Here is a 16,828-nt window from a genome sequence, read left to right as displayed (position 1 = left end):
CTGGCGAAGCGCGCCCGAACCTCTAAGGTGGGCCTTCGTCATTCCGAGGTCGCCATGTCCGTTCGTCTGTCCCGCCGTTCCGCCCTGTTCGTTTCAGGAGGCGTCGCGGCGCTGGCGGCGCGCCCCTCCTGGGGGCAGGCGGCGAACGACGACGTCTCGCTGGCCGAGGCGGTCGACGCCTATGTGGCGAAATGCCGGGCGGCCTGGCCGGACCAGCCGGCGCTGGGCGTGGCGGTGGTGCGCGAGGGCCAGACGGTCTTGGCGCGCGGCTATGGCGTCAAGGCGCAGGACCGGCCGGGGGCCGCGGACGAACACACCTTGTTCGCCATCGCGTCGAACACCAAGAACGTCACCGCCGCCGCCCTGGCCATCCTGGTCGACGAGGGCAAGGTGAAGTGGGACGCGCCGGTGAAGACCTATCTGCCGGACTTCCGCCTGTCGGCCCCCTATATCGGCGAGCACGTCACGGTGCGCGACGCGATCAGCCACCGGGCGGGCTTCGGCCTGGGCGCCGGCGACCTGCTGTTCTGGCCCAACAGCGACCGGACCCGCGCCGAGGTGGTGGCCCAGGCCGCCTTCGTGCCGATCGAGGACGGCTTCCGCGCCCGCTATCACTATTGCAACCTGATGTTCGTGGTCGCCGGCGCGGTGATCGAGGCGGTGTCCGGGCGGTCGTGGGAAGACTTCATCCAGACCCGCATCCTGGACCGCGTGGGCATGAGCGAGACGGTTCCGCTGGCGCGTCTGGCCGATCCGGCGAAATCGGCCCTGCCGCACGGGCGGGTGGGCCCGCCGCTGCGCTATCAGGGGGACATGACGCGCATCGCCCAATCGATCGTCGAGGTGTGGAACTGGGATTCGGCGGCGGCGGCGGGCGGGATCTGCACCACCCCGACCGACTGGGCCAAATGGATGGCGGTGCGGCTGAACGAAGGGGTGCTGCCCGACGGGTCGCGCCTGTTCTCGGAAGACGCGGCGCGGGAGATGTGGAAGCCCAACATCATCGTCGGCTCGTCGGCCGGGCCGACGGCGGAACTGCCCAACCGGTCCATCGCCTCGACCTATGCGATGGGGTTCCAGGTCCAGGACTATCGCGGCGAGCGGCTGATCAGCCACGGCGGCGGTTCGCCCGGCGGCATTTCGGCGACGGTGCTGATCCCTGGGCGCAAGACCGGCTTCTGCATCTTCTCCAATGCGGAGGAAAGCTTCCTGCTGCGCGCGCTGCGCTCGGGGATCGCCGACATCGTCATGGGCAAGGTCGACGTCGACTGGATCGCCGATTCCAAGCGGCTGGAGGCCGAGGGGACCGAGAAGTCTCTGGCCGCCGCCGCCGAGATCGACGCCAAGCAGCGGGCGGGCGCGGCGCCGTCCATGCCGCTGGACGCCTATGTCGGGACCTGGCGCGACCCGTGGTACGGCGACATCGTCATCTCCCGGCGGGGCGAGGGGCTGTGGCTGGACTTCACCCACACGCCCGCGCTGAAGGGGCCGCTGGAGCCCTATGACGGCGAGACCTTCCGCACGCGCTTTCCCGACAGGCGCGAGGAGGACGCCTTCGTCACCTTCGCCATCCAGACGGCCAAGCCGGCCACGGCGACGCTGAAGGGCGTCAGCCCCGACATCGACTTCAGCTACGACTATCAGGACCTGCGGCTGACGCGGGTGTGATCACGATGCGGCGGCCGGGCGCGGGGTCGGCCACGCCGCGTGGCGTCAGGCGCGAGAAGGGCGCCCCGCCGATGTAGGACAGGGCCTCGGCCGCGCCCTTGGCCAGGGCGTCGGCCTGGATGGGGTCAGGGGCGCGGCCCGTGACGACGACGGGCGGACCGTCGCCGGTCCCGATCAGCTCGGCCGCGCGGCGCAGCATGGGTTCGGCCTGGGGCGACAGTTCGGTCGATCCCGGCAGGAACAGGCGGTCGCCGTCGATCAGGACCCGGTCGCCCTGGGCCACGACGCCCTCGACCGGGCCGGACGGCGCCGGCGACAGGGCCGCGGGCGGCGGCGCGCCCGTCTGGTGAACCTGGGGCGCGGCGTCCTCGCCCGGCGAACAGGCGGCCAGGAGCACGACCGACGCCAGGATGACCGACCCCAACGACAAGGGGCGCGACGGGACGCGCGTCACCGCACGACTTCCAGCAGCTCCAGCTTGGACTCCTGCTTGGGCCAGGGCAGGACCAGGCGCCAGCGCTGGTCGCCGATCCGCTCGAACACCCCGACCTGGTCGCGCTCGCGCGTCTGGCCGTAGCGGGGGAAGTGCGCCTCGTCGCCCCAGGCCTGGGCGCCGACATAGACCAGGCGGCGGTCGGTGTCGGGATAGAGCAGCCCCTGGGTGCGCTGCGAGCCGGTCGCCTTGGTCAGGAACAGGTCGCCGCCGGGCGTCAGCTCCACCGTGCAGCGGAAATAGGGATAGGCGACATAGGCCAGCCCCTGGCCCTCGGTCCGGCGGCCCAGCTTGATCGTGCGGCAGCGATAGGTTCCGGGCGCGGGCTGCAGCCGCCCGGCCAGGCCCGCATTGGGATCGACCAGGGCGCCCAGCCTTTCCACCTCGTCGGCGAAGCCGGCGTCCTCGGCCTCGGCCCGCGCCATCCGCCACGCCTGGTCGAGCCGCCCCAGCAGGCTGGCGTCGGCGGCGGAGGCGACCTGACGCCAGTCGTCGGTCCCGCCCTGGGCGCCCGCGGGTGCCGTCGTCGCATCGGCGGCGGGCGCGGCGGCCTGTTCGGGCGTGGCGGCGGCCTGGGGCGCGGCCTGGCCCGGCACGCCCGCGGCCGGGGCGCTGACGGCCGGCGACGTCTCCGCCGGGGTCGAGGGGCTGTTCTCGCCGCAGGCGGCCAGGGCGACGCCCAGCCCCGCAGTCAGGGCCAGGACGGAGATCAGGGCGGTCGGGCTGCGGCGCATCACGCGTCTCCTCAACGGACTGTCAGGCAAACGGCCCAGCCTCGCTCGGGTTCACCGCGCGGCGGGCGGACCCCGTCAGCTCAGGTCGCCGGGCGCAGTTCGATCAGGTCCAGGTTGGACTCGTTGCGCGGCCAGGGCAGCACCAGGCGCCAGCGCGCCTCGCCGATCCGTTCCAGCACGGCCACGAGGTCGCGCTCGGGGTTGCGGCCGTAGGCGTTGGCGGCCGGCTCCTGCGCCAGGGCCATCGAGCCCAGCATCACCATCTCGCGGTCGTTTTCGGGAAACAGCAGGCCCGAGGGGCGCTGCGACCCGGTCAGCTTGACGAACTTCAGGCCCTGGGCGGACGTCTCGATGCGGCAGGCGAACCAGCCATAGACGACATATCCCAGCCCGTCCTCGCCGCCCTGGGACCCCAGCTTGACGGTGCGGCAGCGATAGTCGCCGGGGGGCGGCAGGACGCCCGGACGCGCGGCGTCCGGATCGATCAGCTCGCCCAGGGCGTCCAGGTCGCCCGAGCCGGGCTGGCGGCGCGCCTGTTCCAGCGCCAGGCGCCAGGCGGCGTCGCGGCGCTGATAGCGGTCGCGGTCCGCCGTGGTCACGACGCCGCGCCAGTCCCGGAGGACCGCGCCGGACGATCCGCCCGCGCCCGCGCTGGCGGGCGGCGGCGGCGGCGGCGGAGGCGGCGGGGTGGCGCAGGCGGCGACCAGCGCCAGCAGGGGGGCCGCCACCAGGGCGGGCGACAGGAGATGCCGGGCGGGGGGGCGCATGGTGCCTCCGTTCGTCGGGCCTTGCGGCGGAAGCGTTCCTTAGGCCTCGCGCGCGGCCTCCGCGTCAAGGGCGCGACCGACGTCGTCGACGCGGGACGGCAGGGCGGCCAGGGTCTGGGTCAGGGTCTGGGCCAGGGTTTCGGCCAGGGCTTCGAGGTCCAGCGGCCGGGCCAGAAGGGCGTCGAAACCGGCCGCCAGCAGGGCGGGCGCGCGGCCGTCCGCGCCGGCCTCGGTCAGGGCCACGACCGGCGGGGGAAGGCCGTCCGCATGGACTTCCGCCAGCCGTCGCCGCAGCCGCGCGGCGGCCCTGGGCGCGGGGCCGGCGTCGACCAGCACCACGTCCGGCCGCAGGGCCCGCGCCAGCGTCAGGGCCGCCTCGGGCGTCTCGGCCACCTGCAGGCTGAAGTCCATGCGGACGGCGGCGTGGCGCAGCAGGGCGATCTCGGCCGGGCCCGAGCCGGCGTAAAGGGCCAGCCGGATGCGGGGGCGGGGTAAGGCGGCCTCGGCCGCGGGCAGGCTCAGGCGCAGCGTCGGCCCGGGGGCGGCGCGCGACGGCTCCAGGGTCCCGCCCATCGATTCCGCCAGCCGTTGAACCGCGCCCAGGCCCAGGCCGGGGCGCAGCCGGCCCTCCGCGTCGACGGCGTCGGTCAGGGACCGGGGGCGTCCGGGCGGGGTCCGGGTCGTCCGCGTCAGCTGGATGCGGTCGCCGCGCCGTTCGACATCCAGACGCACGACCTCGCCGGGGGCGGCGTGGCGCAGGGCGTCGTCGATCAGGGCGCGCAGCGCGGCCTGAAGCCGCTGCGGATCCGCCAGGGCGCACAGGCCGGCCGTCGGCGGACCGCATTCCAGCTCGACGCCCGCCGCCTGGGCGCGGCCGTGAAGGCCGTCGCAGGCCAGGCGCGCGGCCAGCCGCAGGTCGACGCGGCGCGGAACGGCCGGGGGCAGCGGTCGATGGGCGTCGGCGCAGGCCCCCGCCTCGTCCAGGCGTCCGGCCAGTTCGGCGGCGGCGCGCGCCATCTCGCGCACGGCCTGCGTCTGCCGCGGGCTGAGCGGGTCCGAGCCGGCGTTGATCTCGAGCAGCTGGGCGAAGCCCGAAAGGGTGTGAAGCGGGCCCCGCAGGTCCCGCAACAGGGCCAGGAGGAAGGCGGTGCGGGCCGTCGCCTCGGCCGCCAGACGGTCGCGGTCGCGCTCGGTCGCGGCCAGGGCCTGTGTCAGGGCCAGGGCGATGGCCTGCGTCGGCGCGGCGTCCTCGGCCGCGTCAGCTCCGAGCGGGGCGGGACGGGGCGCCGAGCGACCGCGTCCTCGCGACAGGCTCCACAACGCTGCCATCGACGGCCTCCCTCGCGCCGGACCTCACGGAGAGAGGATTGCGCGCAAGGGTTGCGTTTCGGTGAAGACGCCAGTCGAGGTTGCGATCAGCCCTCGCTGTCGGCGACCTCGGCCTTGCGACGCGGCGCGCGACGGCGGGGGGCGGGCTCCTGCTCGGCGGCCGCCTCGGTCGCGACGGGCGCGCGGGTCAGGAAGCCGGGAAGGGCGGCGGGCGCGTCGTCGTCGGACGGCGCGGCGGCGGCCGGACGGCGACCGCGACGGGGCCGCTCGGCCGGGGCCTCCTCGCGCGCGGGCGAAGGCGCGTCGCCGGACGGCGCCGCGTCCGCCGAAGGGGCGGGGGCGGGCGGCTGGGCGCCCTGATCCGAAGCGGCGGCGTCGCGCGCCTCGGGCCGGCCGTCGGTCGATCCTTCGGCCTGATCGTCGGACGCGGTCTCGAAGCGGCGGTTGCGTTCCTCGCGGCGGCGTTCCCACCGTTCGCGCCGGCTTTCGCGCCGGCCGCCCTCGCCCTCGGCGCGGGGTTCGCGGTCGTCGCCGGCTTCGCGGTTCTGGTCGCGGTTCTGATCGCGATTCTGGTCCCGACCCTGGTCGCGGTCGCGGTTCTGGTCGCGCTGTTCGGCGCGGTCGGCCGCTTCCTGGGCCTGGCGCTCGGCGGCCTGCTGGGCGGCCAGGAAGGCGGCGGCCTGGGCGCCGGATTCGTCCTCGAAGTCGATGTCGAAGCCCTGGTTCGACAGTTCGCGCGCCGCGATGTCGGAGAAGGACCGCTGCGGCTGCAGCGCCCTGAGGACGCGGTAATAGTGTTCGGCGTGCTGCTGGTAGTTCTCGGCCAGGACGCGGTCGCCGGACGAGGCGGCGTCGCGCGCCAGCTGCTGATAGCGCTCGTACACGGTCTGGGCGTTGCCGCGGACCTTGATGTTCTCGGGACCTTGCGAGTCCCAGGACCGGTTGGGATTGGCGTTGTTCGCGTTGTTCGCCCCCGCCTTGTTGCGGTTGCGTCCACGCTGACGCTTCATGCCCTTGAAATCTCTCATTCGCGCTACCGTGTGCAGGGGCGGAAGGCCGGGTCGTCGAGAGCCGGGTTCCGTCCGTTTCGTCGTTCCGTCTCGCTCGGGGCCGATCCCCGATTGTCGATGTGTTCGGAATGCCGTCGTCGCCCGATGGTGCGCCGGTCCTTTGCGGGGCCGACCGTCATGTCGCCTCAAGACGCGGACAGTCGGGCGCGTGACCCGCAAGGCTGCGTTTGAGTGGGAGACAGCGATGACTTAGCGTGTGCGTCGGCGCTTTCCAAGGGGTATTCGACGGATCGCGGCCCGGCGTGCGTCAAACCGCTGCGCTTTGCCGTGCGGCCCCTGGTGCGTTAGGCAGGGCGCGATCCGGTTGAAAGGCTATTCCCATGCGTGTCCTGGTTCTTGGCGGCGACGGCTTCTGCGGCTGGCCCACGGCGCTGCATCTGTCGGCGCGCGGGTGGGACGTCACGATCGTGGACAACCTGAGCCGGCGCAACATCGACAACGAGCTGGAGGTCCAGTCCCTGACGCCGATCCGCACCATGGGCGAGCGGATCAGGGCCTGGAAGGAGGTCTCGGGCCGCGAGATCGGCTTCGTCAACATGACGGTCGGCAAGGAGTTCGACCGGCTGGTCGCCCTGATCCGCGACCTGGCGCCCGACAGCGTGGTGCATTTCGCCGAACAGCGCGCCGCGCCCTATTCGATGAAGTCGGCGCGGCACAAGCTGTACACCGTCGACAACAACATAAACGCCACCAACCACCTGCTGGCCGCCATCGTCGACAGCGGGCTGGATGTGCACCTGGCGCACCTGGGGACCATGGGGGTCTATGGCTACGGCACCGCCGGCCTGCGCATCCCCGAGGGCTATCTGAAGGTCACGGTCGACACCGACAACGGCCCGGCCGAGCAGGAAATCCTGTTCCCGCCGAACCCGGGCAGCATCTATCACATGACCAAGACGCAGGACGCCCTGCTGTTCCAGTTCTACGCCCGGAACGACGCGCTCAGGATCACCGACCTGCACCAGGGCATCGTCTGGGGCGCCCAGACCGAGGAGACCCGCAGGGACGAGCGGCTGATCAACCGGTTCGACTATGACGGCGACTACGGCACGGTGCTGAACCGGTTCCTGATGCAGGCGGCGGTCGGATACCCGCTGACGGTGCACGGGTCGGGGGGGCAGACGCGGGCCTTCATCCACATCCAGGACACGGTGCGCTGCGTCGAACTGGCGCTGAAGAACCCGCCGAAGCGCGGCGAGCGGGTCAAGATCCTGAACCAGATGACCGAGAGCCGGCGGGTGCGCGACCTGGCCCGGATGGTGGCCGACATGACCGGCGCCGAGATCCGCAACGTGCCCAATCCCCGCCAGGAGGCCGACGAGAACGAGCTGGTGGTCGCCAACGACCAGTTCCGCGAACTGGGCCTGAAGCCGATCACCCTGGCGGAGGGGCTGATGCAGGACGTGACCGAGATCGCGCGCCGCTACGCCGACCGGGCCGAGATGAGCCGCATCCCGTGCGTCTCGGCCTGGAACTGCGGCCGGGCCGAGGCGCTGAAACAGGACGCGCGGCCGCAACCGCCGCAATCCGCCCACGCCCTGTCCGCCTGATCCCAAGTCCGAATTCGCCCGTGTTCGCCATGCCCGACGTCCCCTCCGCCCCGTCCCTGCTGGTTTTCGGCGGCGGCTACCTGGGCCGGGCGGCGGCGCGCGAGGCGCTGCGGCGCGGCGGGCGGGCGACGGCGACGTCTCGCGACCCCGAACGGCGCCGGGCCCTGGAGGCCGAGGGCGTCGCGGCGCTGGATCCGGCCGACGCCGGGGCGCTGAAGACGGCGCTGGAAGCGGCCACGGCGGTCCTGGTCACGGCCGCGCCCGACGCCCAAGGCTGCCCGGCCCTGCGCGCCCTGGGGCCGCTGGCGGGCGACGCCTGGCCCGACTGGATCGGCTATGTCTCCTCCACCAGCGTCTATGGCGACCGGGCCGGCGGCTGGGTGTTCGAGGGCGGGCCGCTGAACGCCGCCAGCCTGGAGGGCGCGCGCCGCGTGCGGGCCGAGCGCGACTGGCTGGACGGGGCGCGGGGCATGGGGCTGACGCTGCAGATCTTCCGCCTGCCGGGCTTCTACGGGCCGGGCCGCAGCGTGGTGGACCGCCTGCGCGACGGTTCCGCCCGGATCGTCCGGAAGCCCGGCCAGGTGTTCAATCGCATCCATGTGGACGACGTGGTCTCGGGCCTGTTCGCCTCGATGGACCGGCCCCGTCCCGGCGCGGCCTACAACCTGACCGACGACGCGCCCGCGCCGGCGGACGTGGTGATGGAGTGGGCCGCCGCCCGCATGGGCCTGCCGCGCCCGCCCGAGATCGACCTGGACGACCCGGCGGTGAGCGACGCCATGCGGCGCTTCTATCTGGACTCCAAACGGGTCTCGAACGCCCTGGCCAAGGCCGAGCTGGGCTGGAGGCCGGCCTATCCGACCTGGCGCGAGGGGCTGGGCGCGATGCTGACGCCGACGCCGGAACGATCGGCCGCCTGAACGGCTTGAGGGGGCGTCCGCCAAGGGAGCGCCCCATGATCCACCACGTCTCGTTCGGCACGCGCGACGCCCGCCGCGCCAAGGCCTTCTACGATCCCGTCCTGGCGGTCGTCGGCTGGCGCTGCATCCAGAGCAGCGACCGGGCCGTCGACTATGGCGTCAGCGACATCATGTTCAGCCTGGAGACGCCGTCCGACGGCGGCGAGGCCGCGGCCGGGAACGGCGGCCACGTCGCCTTCGCAGCGCGGGACCGCGACACGGTGGACCGGTTCCACCGCACGGCGCTGGAGAACGGCGGGACGGACGCCGGCGCGCCGGGCCTGCGGCCCGACTACGACGCCCACTACTACGGCGCCTTCGTGCGCGACCCCGACGGCAACAAGATCGAGGCGGTCACCCTGGCCGCCAAGCGTTCGGCCTAGAACGGCAGCAGGTTGCGCTGGCGGCTGTAGCTCATGGTGCCGACGTTGGCGCCCAGGCGCAGGCCCACGCCGGTGCGGATGGGGGCCAGGACGATGCCGTCCGCCTGCTGATAGTTCACGCCCAGGCCGGCGACCAGATAGGCCGACCCCTCGACCCCCGGATAGCGGCGATAGATCATGTCGGGGTGGTACAGGCCATAGACCAGGGTGAAGACCCGGCTGGCGTTGCCGCCCCAGTCCCAGCCGATCGAGGCGCCCTGCCAGAAGACTTCCTGCGAGGCGCTGAGATCCTTCATGTGCAGCGCGCCGCGGCCGTAGCGGGCGCCGACCACGACGGCGCCGGAACCCTCCTCGCCCGCGATATAGGCGGTGGGGCGGTCGCCCTGATCGGCGAAGACGCGCTCGATGGCGCCGCCCACGACCTCGGCGGCGATGCCCAGCTCGCGCGAGCCGGCCGCGACCAGTTCGTCGAAGGTGTAGGCCTGGGCGTTCTGGTCCGAACGGATCGGATAGTTGGGATCGCGCGCCGGCGCCGAGGCGCAGGCCGTCAGAGACGAGGCCCCGGCGGCGGTCGCGAGGCCGGAAAGGATCATTTGGCGGCGATGCATGGGGGACGCTCCGAGAGGCGGCGAGAGGACGGCCGGCTGGCGCGCCGGTCTTCGCTGCACCGTCCCCGACCTTTGCGGCAGCCTTGCGGCTTCAAGGTTAACCGGACCTTACGGGGGGGGCGGATTGGAGGGGTGGGGCGCCGACGTCGCACGAGTCTGCAACGGGTGGACAGGAGACTTGCGCCCTAAGTAGTCTTTGCCGTCAGAAACTGGAGACGAGAGATGAAAGCCGTGTTGGCTCCATTGGGCGACAAACCCCTCAAGACGGCTGCTCTGATCTTTCTCGCATTGGTAGTGGCGCGCATAGCTGGTGAGTTTGGGGCGGGTGTAATCGATGGCTTCATCGCCGAGATCACGAATGGCGTTTGATCGCTGACCCGATGTCTCAAACGGGTCGATTTCGGCCTAGGCTTCAGACCCGAAAGCGGCCCCCGCTGTCCGGGTGGAGAGCTGACCATCTTCAGCTAGGGGTGGGTAGCCGCCATTGACGGTGTCACATCTGCAAGATGGAGTACCACCGGTGAAGTTGATCGCCGCTATAGTTGTCGCAGGGCTCGTCGGCTTCGCGAATCCAGCATCAGCGTGTCGTTGGATCGGCAATCATCGCGCTCTGGTCCATTCGGCTGCTCCTCCAATGCTGCCTGCTGGGGCCATCGCTCTGGACGTGGAAATTGAGCCTGAAGATGACGACAGCCTTTACCTTAACGGGCTGACGGCGCGCGTTCGCCGCGTGGTAGCAGGCGATTTCGACCGAGCGATCGTGACGCTTAGGTTGAAGGCGCGCGGTAGCTGCGATCATCCGTTCGAAAATGGTTCGGCAGGGTTAATCGTCGGCTTCTTGATGCCGGACGAAACTTTGGCCCCTTTGCTTGTCCAGCAACAGAGCAACTACCAGCTTCAATCCAGCGGCAGGGCGGCTGCGCCTTAGTCATCGACCAAATCGATTTTCACCGAAAGGTCCGCAATGGGTCGATTTCGGTCAAAGGTTTCGGCGCTGAAAGCGGATATCGGCCATCCGTCCGGAGATCGGATGCTCCGAACTTCAGCTATGGTTGAACAGCGGACTGGGGAATGGACGTATCGTCACAGTGGAACGACTGAAAAAGCCCGTCGTTACCCCGAAGCAGCAGCTGGAGGATCGCATGAAGGTCGCTCAGGTGTTTCTCAGTATCAACGCCAAAGACTTCGATGCTCAATCGGCTTGGTGGGCGACTTTTCTCGGACGCCGGTGGGATCGCCGCCCCATGCCGACTTGCCATGAATGGGACTTGAGAGACGGCGTGCTTTTTCAGGTGCTAGACAACAACGACAGCAGCACGACCGCCATATCGATCATGGTGACCGATCTAGACGATCAGATAGCGCGGCTGGGCCAAGCGGGTGTTGCGATCGACGAACCCGAACTTGTGCCCGGTTTCGATCAGCTTCGCTTATGCAGCTTCAAAGACCCGGAAGGCAATCCGGTCAGCCTGCTCGAAGGTCACTGAACCTCGCCAGCGGGTCGATCGCGGTCATTGCCCTACGACCCGGAACTTCGCGCCGGGGCCGGCGCCGAACGTCACGACCGACCCCGCGGAACGACGCACAGCGCCCACCGCGGGCTCCACGGAGGTGGCGCAGGAACAGCTAGCCCGCGATGCTCAGGGGCAGCCATTGCAGGGCCAGGGGAATGATCAACACGAGCAGCACCAGACCGTGCAGCCAACGCCTGCCTACAAAAATACAGGCGACACAGAGGGCGATGAACAGGATGTTCTCCCAAGGCAGCGGCCAGTCGCTCCCGGGCGTCATCAGCCGATGCACGATAGGCGTCACCACCCCGACCAGCAGGACGAAAAAGGCGAACCCGCCGAAAAACAGCCGCCGACCGCTCTCGAACCGCTCACGCAGATCGGTGCTCTCGCCCTCCGGCGCCGGCAGAGCCGCCACCGACACGACGTAGATCGCCAGACACGCGACGGCGCGCACCGCCAGGGCCGCCAATGTCACCTCCTGATCCCTGATGGACCACTGGTACCACCAAAAGATCAGCCCGGATTGGAACACCGCGAGCGCCGCCAGCGGCGAAAGCCAGTCCCACCGCACGCGCGGCCCGGCCATGACAAGCAGGGCGAAGCTGTTGGCCAGATGCGCAAAGCCGAGCCCCAACAGCAGGGACACCAGACCGAACGTGAATTCGAATGCACTCATCGGCCCGAGCCCCCGCCACCGAAGCACAAGCTAAGCCTTATCGATCCCGCCAACAATGTCTGGCGCCGCCTGCCTCAACCGTGAACGGCGCCCCCGGCGTCGTCGGAAACGTCACGACCTTTCTCGGCCATTGCGCAGCGCCGAACACCGACCTCACGACCGTGCAAAAGGGTGGTTAGCGGCGGTTGACCTGCGGCCCTCGCAAAACTATGTGGCGCATCGCGAGGCCACGTCCTCCCCCTTATGGGTATAAGTCCGGGACGGCCCGGCGTCACATCAGGAGGACGCCCAATGGCTTGGGTTTACCTTATCGCTGCCGGACTTCTGGAAATTGTCTGGGCCTTTCTAATGAAGCAGTCCGATGGGTTCACTCGGCTGTGGCCGAGCATCGGAACCATCGCCTTCATGGTAGGCAGCTTCGGTTTGTTGTCGTTGGCTATGCGGACCCTGCCTCTTGGGACCGCTTATACAATCTGGACCGGTGTCGGGGCTGTGGGGGCGTTTCTTGTCGGCGTGACGATCCTGGGCGAGCAGTTGTCTATCATGCGGGTCGTTGCAGCGATCCTCATCGTAGCCGGCTTGGTCGCTATGAAGATGTCGAGCACACACTGAGCGCAGCTACTCTATCAATGCTTGCGAGGTGAGCTCTAATCATGACGAACCCTTCTGCTCAGACCGCAACCTTGAGCGACCTCGGCGCCATGCTACGCGGCATGACCCCGCGCCTAGATGCGGAGACCTATCGCTTTTGTTCGATCACAAGCGACGCCGAAGTCGCCGCGCTTTGGGGCGAGAGCCTGTCGCTGTTCAGAGAAGACGAGGGAGCAACTCTGATTCTGCGTGAAGCTGCCGCAGCGCAACACGGTCTTCCCCCTTCACCCCCGATGCAGCAGATTGTGCTGGAGGTGTTCTCTGCCTTAGAGGGCGTAGGACTAACCGCAGCAGTGGCTTCGGCGCTGGCTAACGAGGGTATTGCTTGCAACATGGTCGCGGCGTTTCACCACGACCATGTGTTTGTGCTTGCCTCTTCATCGGCGAAGGCTCTCGCCGTCCTCCAGTCGTTGCAGAATAAGGCTATTGCCGTTTAACGCCGCAATGGGTCGAAGGCGGCCTTCGGGATCGCGTCCGAAAGCCGCCTTCGATCAGCGCCTCACGCCCGCAGCCTGCCGCCCTGCTTTTCGATCGCGGCGACGACCCTGGCGGTCAGGGCTTCGATCTCGGCGTCGGTCAGGGTCGCCTGGCGGGGCTGGAGGACGACTTCCAGGGCGACGGACTTGAAGCCGTCGTCCACGCCCTTGCCGCGATAGACGTCGAAGACGCGCACCTCGGCGATCAGGGCCTTGTCGGCGCCGGCGGCCGCGCGGACCAGGTCGCCTGCGGGCTTGGCGTCCTCGACCACGAAGGCGAAGTCGCGGGTCAGCGGCATCAGGGTCGCCAGGTCGGCCGGGCCGCGCGCCTTGGACCCCTTGCCGCGCGGTTCGGGGACGGTGTCCAGCACGATCTCGAAGGCCAGCATCGGGCCGTCGGCGTCCAGCGCCTTGAGCACGCGGGGATGCAGTTCGCCGAACTCGACGATCACGTTCTTGGGGCCCAGCTGCAGGCGGGCCGAACGGCCGGGGTGCCACCAGTCGCGGTTCGACCCCTGCGCCAACTGCAGCGAGGCGACCGGCGCGCCGATCTCTTCCAGCAGGGCGGTCAGGTCGCCCTTCAGGGCGAACAGCGGGTCCTCGCCCGCCCCGGCCCAATGGCGCGCGGCGTGGGGCGCGACCAGGGCGGCGACGACGGTGCGCTGATCGTTCGGCCCGTCGCCCAGATAGATCGGGCCGATCTCGAACAGGGCGGCTTCGGCGAAGCCGCGCGCGGCGTTCCTGGCCGCCGCCTGGATCAGGTTCGGCAGGGCCGAGGGCCGCATGCAGTCCAGGTCGGCCGCGATGGGGTTTTCCAGCACCAGCGTCTCATCGCCGCCGCCGAACAGGGCCGCGGTGGATTGCTTAGTGAAGGACCAGGTGACCGCCTCGGCGTAGCCCAGGGCCGCCAGGGCCCGGCGCGCGGTCCGCACGCGGGCCTGGCGCGGGTTCAGCACGCCGCCGGCGGGGCGGGCGACGGGCGGCAGGGGCGTGTCGGGCAGGCGGTCGAAGCCCTCGATGCGGGCGACCTCCTCGACCAGGTCGGCGGGGCCGTCCACGTCGCGGCGGAACGACGGCGGGGTGACGATCCAGGGCTGGGCCTGGCCTTCCGGCGCGGCCTGAACCAAAAAGCCCAACTGGCCCAGGATGGTCCCGATGCGGTCGTCGGCCAGGCTCATGCCCGTCAGCCGCTTCACATGGGCCGGATCGAAGGCGATCGGCGCCGGATTGGCGGGCGGTTCGCCGACATAGACGATCTCGGACGGCTCGCCGCCGCACAGGTCCAGGATCAGGCGGGTCGCCAGCTCCAGCCCCGGCGTGACCGAGGCCGGATCGACGCCGCGCGCAAACCGGTACTGGGCGTCGGAGTGGATGGCGTGGACGCGGCCGGTCTGGGCGATGACCAGCGGCTCGAACCAGGCGCTTTCCAGGAAGACGTCGACGGTGTCGTCGTCGCAGCCGGTGGATTCCCCGCCCATGACGCCGCCCAGGCCGATGGGACGTTCGCCCGCGGCGTCGGCGATGACGCAATCGGCGGGCTGGACGGCATAGGTCTTGCCGTCCAGGGCGATCAGATGTTCCGCCTCGCCGGTCTGGGCCGAGACCTGGCCGGCGCGGACCACGATCTCGGGCCCCGACAGCTTGGCCAGGTCATAGACGTGCAGCGGACGCGCGCGGTCGTAGGCGATCAGATTGGTGACGTCGACCAGGCGGTTGATGGGGCGCAGGCCGATGGCGGTCAGGCGCTTCTGCAGCCAGGCCGGCGACGGGCCGTTCCGGACGCCCCGGATCACGCGCCCGGCGAAGACCGGGCACATCTCGGACGCCTCGATCCGCACCGAGACGGGCGAAGGGAAGCCGCCGCGCACCACGGCGATGTCGAAATGCTTCAGCCTGCCCACGCCGGCGGCGGCCAGGTCGCGGGCGATCCCGGTCACGCCCAGCCAGTCGGGGCGGTTGGGCGTAACCTCGAAGTCGATGACGGGTTCGGCGCCGAACAGGCCGGCGACTGGGGTTCCGACCGGAATCTCGGGCGGCAGCTCCTGGATGCCGTCGCTGTCGTCGGCCAGCTCCAGCTCGGCGGCCGAGCACAGCATGCCGTTGGACACCACGCCGCGCACCGGCTTTTCCACCAGGGTCACGCCCAGGCCGGGCACATAGGCGCCGATGGGGGCGTAGATGGTCGTCAGGCCCGCGCGCGCGTTGGGCGCGCCGCAGACGATCTCCTTCATGCCGTCGACGGTCTCGACCTGGCAGACCTGAAGCCGGTCGGCGTTGGGGTGACGCTCGGCCGAGACGATCTTGGCCACGGTGAAGGGGGCCAGCTTGGCGGCGGGGTCGAGCACCTCCTCGACCTCCAGCCCGGCCATGGTCATGGCCTCGGCGATCCGGTGGACGTCCGCCTCGGTCTCGAGGTGGTCCTTGAGCCAGGAGAGGGTGAATTTCATGCGTTTCCGCCCAGCGTCTGCGGTCGGCCCAACTCGTTGATCATGGCGTCGATGAAGTTCGGATGGCCCGTGAAGCCGACCACGCCGAAGGTGCACTGTTCGAACAGGCAGTCTGCGACCGGGATTGCGCCGATCGCGCGACGTTCGTCCACGGGGCGGAACAGGATCGAGCGAATGTCGTCCACGCCGAAGCTGGTGCGGTCAAAGCGGGTGCCGGGCAGGACCAGGATCAGCGCCGGCCCTTCCAGGATGCAGTTACGGAAGGTGCGGCCGGTCAGGGTGACGCCGTCGCCGGCTTCGACCGTGGCGCGGTGCAGGTCGTGGAACGAAATCTGGATGTTTTCGAAGACCTTGGCCTTCGGGTCGAACTTCGCATTGGGAGCCATCAGGACAGTCCGCTCGCAGGGTTGGGGGCCGCGAAGGCCGAGAAGCCGTAGTGCGCCAGCCAGCGCGTGTCGGCGTCGAACATGGGGCGAAGGTCGGGCACGCCGTACTTCAGCATGGCCAGGCGATCGACGCCCATGCCGAAGGCGAAGCCCTGCCATTCGTTCGGGTCCAGGCCGCAGGCGCTCAGCACGTTCGGATGAACCATGCCGCAGCCCAGGATCTCCAGCCAGTCGTCGCCCGTGTTGAACGTCAGCTGGCCGCCCGACCGGTCGCAGCGGATGTCCATCTCGGCCGACGGCTCGGTGAAGGGGAAGTGGTGCGGCCGGAAGCGGGCCTGGACCTCGTCCAGTTCAAAGAAGCGGCCGATGAAGGTCTGAAGCGTCGTCTTTAGGTGGCCCATGTGGATGTCGCGATCGATCACCAGACCCTCGATCTGGTGGAACATCGGCGTGTGGGTGGCGTCCGAATCCTTACGGAAGGTGCGGCCCGGCGCGATGATGCGGATCGGCGGCTGCTGCGACATCATGGTGCGGACCTGCACCGGGCTGGTGTGGGTGCGCAGCACCTTGCGCTCGCCCGTCTGGGGATCGGGCTTCAGGAAGAAGGTGTCGTGCATCTCCCGCGCCGGATGCTTGGGCGGGAAGTTCAGGGCGGTGAAGTTGTGGAAGTCGTCCTCGACGTCCGGGCCTTCGGCGACGGCGAAGCCCATCTCGGCGAAGATGGCGACCATCTCGTCCATCACCTGCATGGTCGGGTGGACCCCGCCCTTGCGGCGCGGGCGGGGCGGCAGGGTCAGGTCGACCCGTTCGGCCAGCAGGCGCGCATCCAGTTCGTCGGCCTCAAGCTCGGCCTTGCGCGCGGCGATGGCGGCCGAGACCCGGTCGCGCAGGCCGTTGATGAGCGGGCCCTGTTCGCGGCGCGCGTCGGGACTGAGCGCGCCCATTCCCTTCAGCAGGCCGGAGACGGAGCCGGACTTGCCGAGGGCGGCGACGCGCACCTCCTCCACGGCGGCGACGCTTTCGGCCGAGCCGATGGCGTTGATCAGGTCGAGTTCGAGTTGGGCGAGATCGGTCATTTGCGCTGTGCCTTAGCGGGCGATCGCGCCTTCGTCACCCT

19 protein-coding genes are annotated in these 16,828 nt (G+C 70.1%); 9 read left to right on the top strand and 10 right to left on the bottom strand.

Annotated features, from left to right (window positions below; all coding sequences use genetic code 11):
* Positions 1 to 54 precede the first annotated feature (54 nt).
* Positions 55 to 1,668 carry a serine hydrolase gene (locus M8231_RS16245; RefSeq protein WP_249749296.1) on the top strand — a complete coding sequence of 538 codons (1,614 nt, stop codon included), beginning with the start codon at positions 55 to 57 and terminating at the stop codon, positions 1,666 to 1,668.
* On the opposite strand, the gene M8231_RS16240 is transcribed toward M8231_RS16245, so the two are convergent.
* The 5 genes from M8231_RS16240 to M8231_RS16220 form a co-directional block, all read right to left on the bottom strand.
* Complete coding sequence (locus tag M8231_RS16240; RefSeq protein WP_250201952.1) at positions 1,628 to 2,122, bottom strand: hypothetical protein; 495 nt, start codon at positions 2,120 to 2,122, stop codon at positions 1,628 to 1,630. The two genes, M8231_RS16245 and M8231_RS16240, sit on opposite strands and share 41 nt — an antisense overlap.
* A complete protein-coding gene (locus M8231_RS16235; protein WP_249749294.1) occupies positions 2,119 to 2,895 on the bottom strand; it encodes a DUF4893 domain-containing protein in 777 nt (258 codons plus the stop codon). The genes M8231_RS16240 and M8231_RS16235 overlap by 4 nt, the downstream gene beginning before the upstream one ends.
* 80 nt (positions 2,896 to 2,975) lie before the next feature.
* Positions 2,976 to 3,662, bottom strand: coding sequence for a DUF4893 domain-containing protein (locus M8231_RS16230; protein ID WP_250201951.1), 687 nt, complete (start codon positions 3,660 to 3,662; stop codon positions 2,976 to 2,978).
* A 39-nt stretch (positions 3,663 to 3,701) separates the two neighbouring features.
* Complete coding sequence (locus tag M8231_RS16225) at positions 3,702 to 4,991, bottom strand: ATP-binding response regulator (protein ID WP_250201950.1); 1,290 nt, start codon at positions 4,989 to 4,991, stop codon at positions 3,702 to 3,704.
* 86 nt (positions 4,992 to 5,077) lie between these two features.
* Positions 5,078 to 6,001 (bottom strand): DUF4167 domain-containing protein, encoded by a 924-nt coding sequence (locus M8231_RS16220; RefSeq protein ID WP_250201949.1) that lies wholly within the window; start codon positions 5,999 to 6,001, stop codon positions 5,078 to 5,080.
* Between the two features lie 380 nt (positions 6,002 to 6,381).
* Between M8231_RS16220 and M8231_RS16215 the strand changes: the two genes are divergently transcribed.
* The 3 genes from M8231_RS16215 to M8231_RS16205 are packed head-to-tail and all read left to right on the top strand — an operon-like array spanning position 6,382 to position 8,953.
* The gene (locus M8231_RS16215) at positions 6,382 to 7,611 is read left to right on the top strand and encodes an NAD-dependent epimerase/dehydratase family protein (protein WP_250201948.1); all 1,230 of its coding nucleotides are present in this window, start codon (positions 6,382 to 6,384) and stop codon (positions 7,609 to 7,611) included.
* Between the two features lie 29 nt (positions 7,612 to 7,640).
* Positions 7,641 to 8,531: a Rossmann-fold NAD(P)-binding domain-containing protein gene (locus M8231_RS16210; RefSeq protein WP_249749287.1), complete on the top strand. Its 891-nt coding sequence runs from the start codon at positions 7,641 to 7,643 to the stop codon at positions 8,529 to 8,531.
* A gap of 35 nt (positions 8,532 to 8,566) precedes the next feature.
* Positions 8,567 to 8,953 carry a VOC family protein gene (locus M8231_RS16205; RefSeq protein WP_249749286.1) on the top strand — a complete coding sequence of 129 codons (387 nt, stop codon included), beginning with the start codon at positions 8,567 to 8,569 and terminating at the stop codon, positions 8,951 to 8,953.
* Here M8231_RS16205 and M8231_RS16200 read toward each other — a convergent pair.
* Entirely contained in the window at positions 8,950 to 9,561 is a 612-nt protein-coding gene (locus tag M8231_RS16200) for a DUF1134 domain-containing protein (RefSeq protein ID WP_249749285.1), read from the bottom strand. The genes M8231_RS16205 and M8231_RS16200 overlap by 4 nt on opposite strands.
* Before the next feature lie 222 nt (positions 9,562 to 9,783).
* On the opposite strand from M8231_RS16200, the gene M8231_RS16195 reads away from it, so the two are divergent.
* The 3 genes from M8231_RS16195 (at position 9,784) to M8231_RS16185 (ending at position 11,048) form a co-directional block, all read left to right on the top strand.
* A complete protein-coding gene (locus tag M8231_RS16195; RefSeq protein WP_249749284.1) occupies positions 9,784 to 9,930 on the top strand; it encodes a hypothetical protein in 147 nt (48 codons plus the stop codon).
* A 151-nt stretch (positions 9,931 to 10,081) separates the two neighbouring features.
* Complete coding sequence (locus M8231_RS16190) at positions 10,082 to 10,489, top strand: hypothetical protein (protein WP_249749283.1); 408 nt, start codon at positions 10,082 to 10,084, stop codon at positions 10,487 to 10,489.
* Between the two features lie 160 nt (positions 10,490 to 10,649).
* Positions 10,650 to 11,048: a VOC family protein gene (locus M8231_RS16185; RefSeq protein WP_249749282.1), complete on the top strand. Its 399-nt coding sequence runs from the start codon at positions 10,650 to 10,652 to the stop codon at positions 11,046 to 11,048.
* A gap of 139 nt (positions 11,049 to 11,187) precedes the next feature.
* Here M8231_RS16185 and M8231_RS16180 read toward each other — a convergent pair whose 3' ends face one another.
* Positions 11,188 to 11,751: a hypothetical protein gene (locus M8231_RS16180; protein ID WP_250201947.1), complete on the bottom strand. Its 564-nt coding sequence runs from the start codon at positions 11,749 to 11,751 to the stop codon at positions 11,188 to 11,190.
* A 291-nt stretch (positions 11,752 to 12,042) separates the two neighbouring features.
* On the opposite strand from M8231_RS16180, the gene M8231_RS16175 reads away from it, so the two are divergent.
* On the top strand, positions 12,043 to 12,363 hold the full coding sequence (locus M8231_RS16175; protein ID WP_249749280.1) for a DMT family transporter: 321 nt from the start codon (positions 12,043 to 12,045) through the stop codon (positions 12,361 to 12,363).
* Positions 12,364 to 12,434: 71 nt separating this feature from the next.
* Complete coding sequence (locus tag M8231_RS16170) at positions 12,435 to 12,839, top strand: ACT domain-containing protein (protein ID WP_250201946.1); 405 nt, start codon at positions 12,435 to 12,437, stop codon at positions 12,837 to 12,839.
* Positions 12,840 to 12,901: 62 nt separating this feature from the next.
* Here M8231_RS16170 and pheT read toward each other — a convergent pair whose 3' ends face one another.
* Genes pheT through pheS form a run of 3 tightly spaced genes read right to left on the bottom strand, consistent with a single transcriptional unit; the run spans position 12,902 to position 16,787 of the window.
* On the bottom strand, positions 12,902 to 15,325 hold the full coding sequence (pheT, locus tag M8231_RS16165; protein WP_249749278.1) for a phenylalanine--tRNA ligase subunit beta: 2,424 nt from the start codon (positions 15,323 to 15,325) through the stop codon (positions 12,902 to 12,904).
* Positions 15,322 to 15,711, bottom strand: coding sequence for a hypothetical protein (locus M8231_RS16160; RefSeq protein ID WP_249749277.1), 390 nt, complete (start codon positions 15,709 to 15,711; stop codon positions 15,322 to 15,324). Before M8231_RS16160 ends, pheT begins: the two co-directional genes overlap by 4 nt.
* On the bottom strand, positions 15,711 to 16,787 hold the full coding sequence (gene pheS / locus M8231_RS16155; RefSeq protein WP_249749276.1) for a phenylalanine--tRNA ligase subunit alpha: 1,077 nt from the start codon (positions 16,785 to 16,787) through the stop codon (positions 15,711 to 15,713). Before pheS ends, M8231_RS16160 begins: the two co-directional genes overlap by 1 nt.
* Between the last annotated feature and the right edge of the window lie 41 nt (positions 16,788 to 16,828).

The sequence above is a fragment of the Brevundimonas albigilva genome (assembly GCF_023573565.1).
Lineage (GTDB): Bacteria > Pseudomonadota > Alphaproteobacteria > Caulobacterales > Caulobacteraceae > Brevundimonas > Brevundimonas albigilva.
Note: the sequence above shows the minus strand (reverse complement) of the source record. Positions and strands in the feature narration are given on the sequence as shown.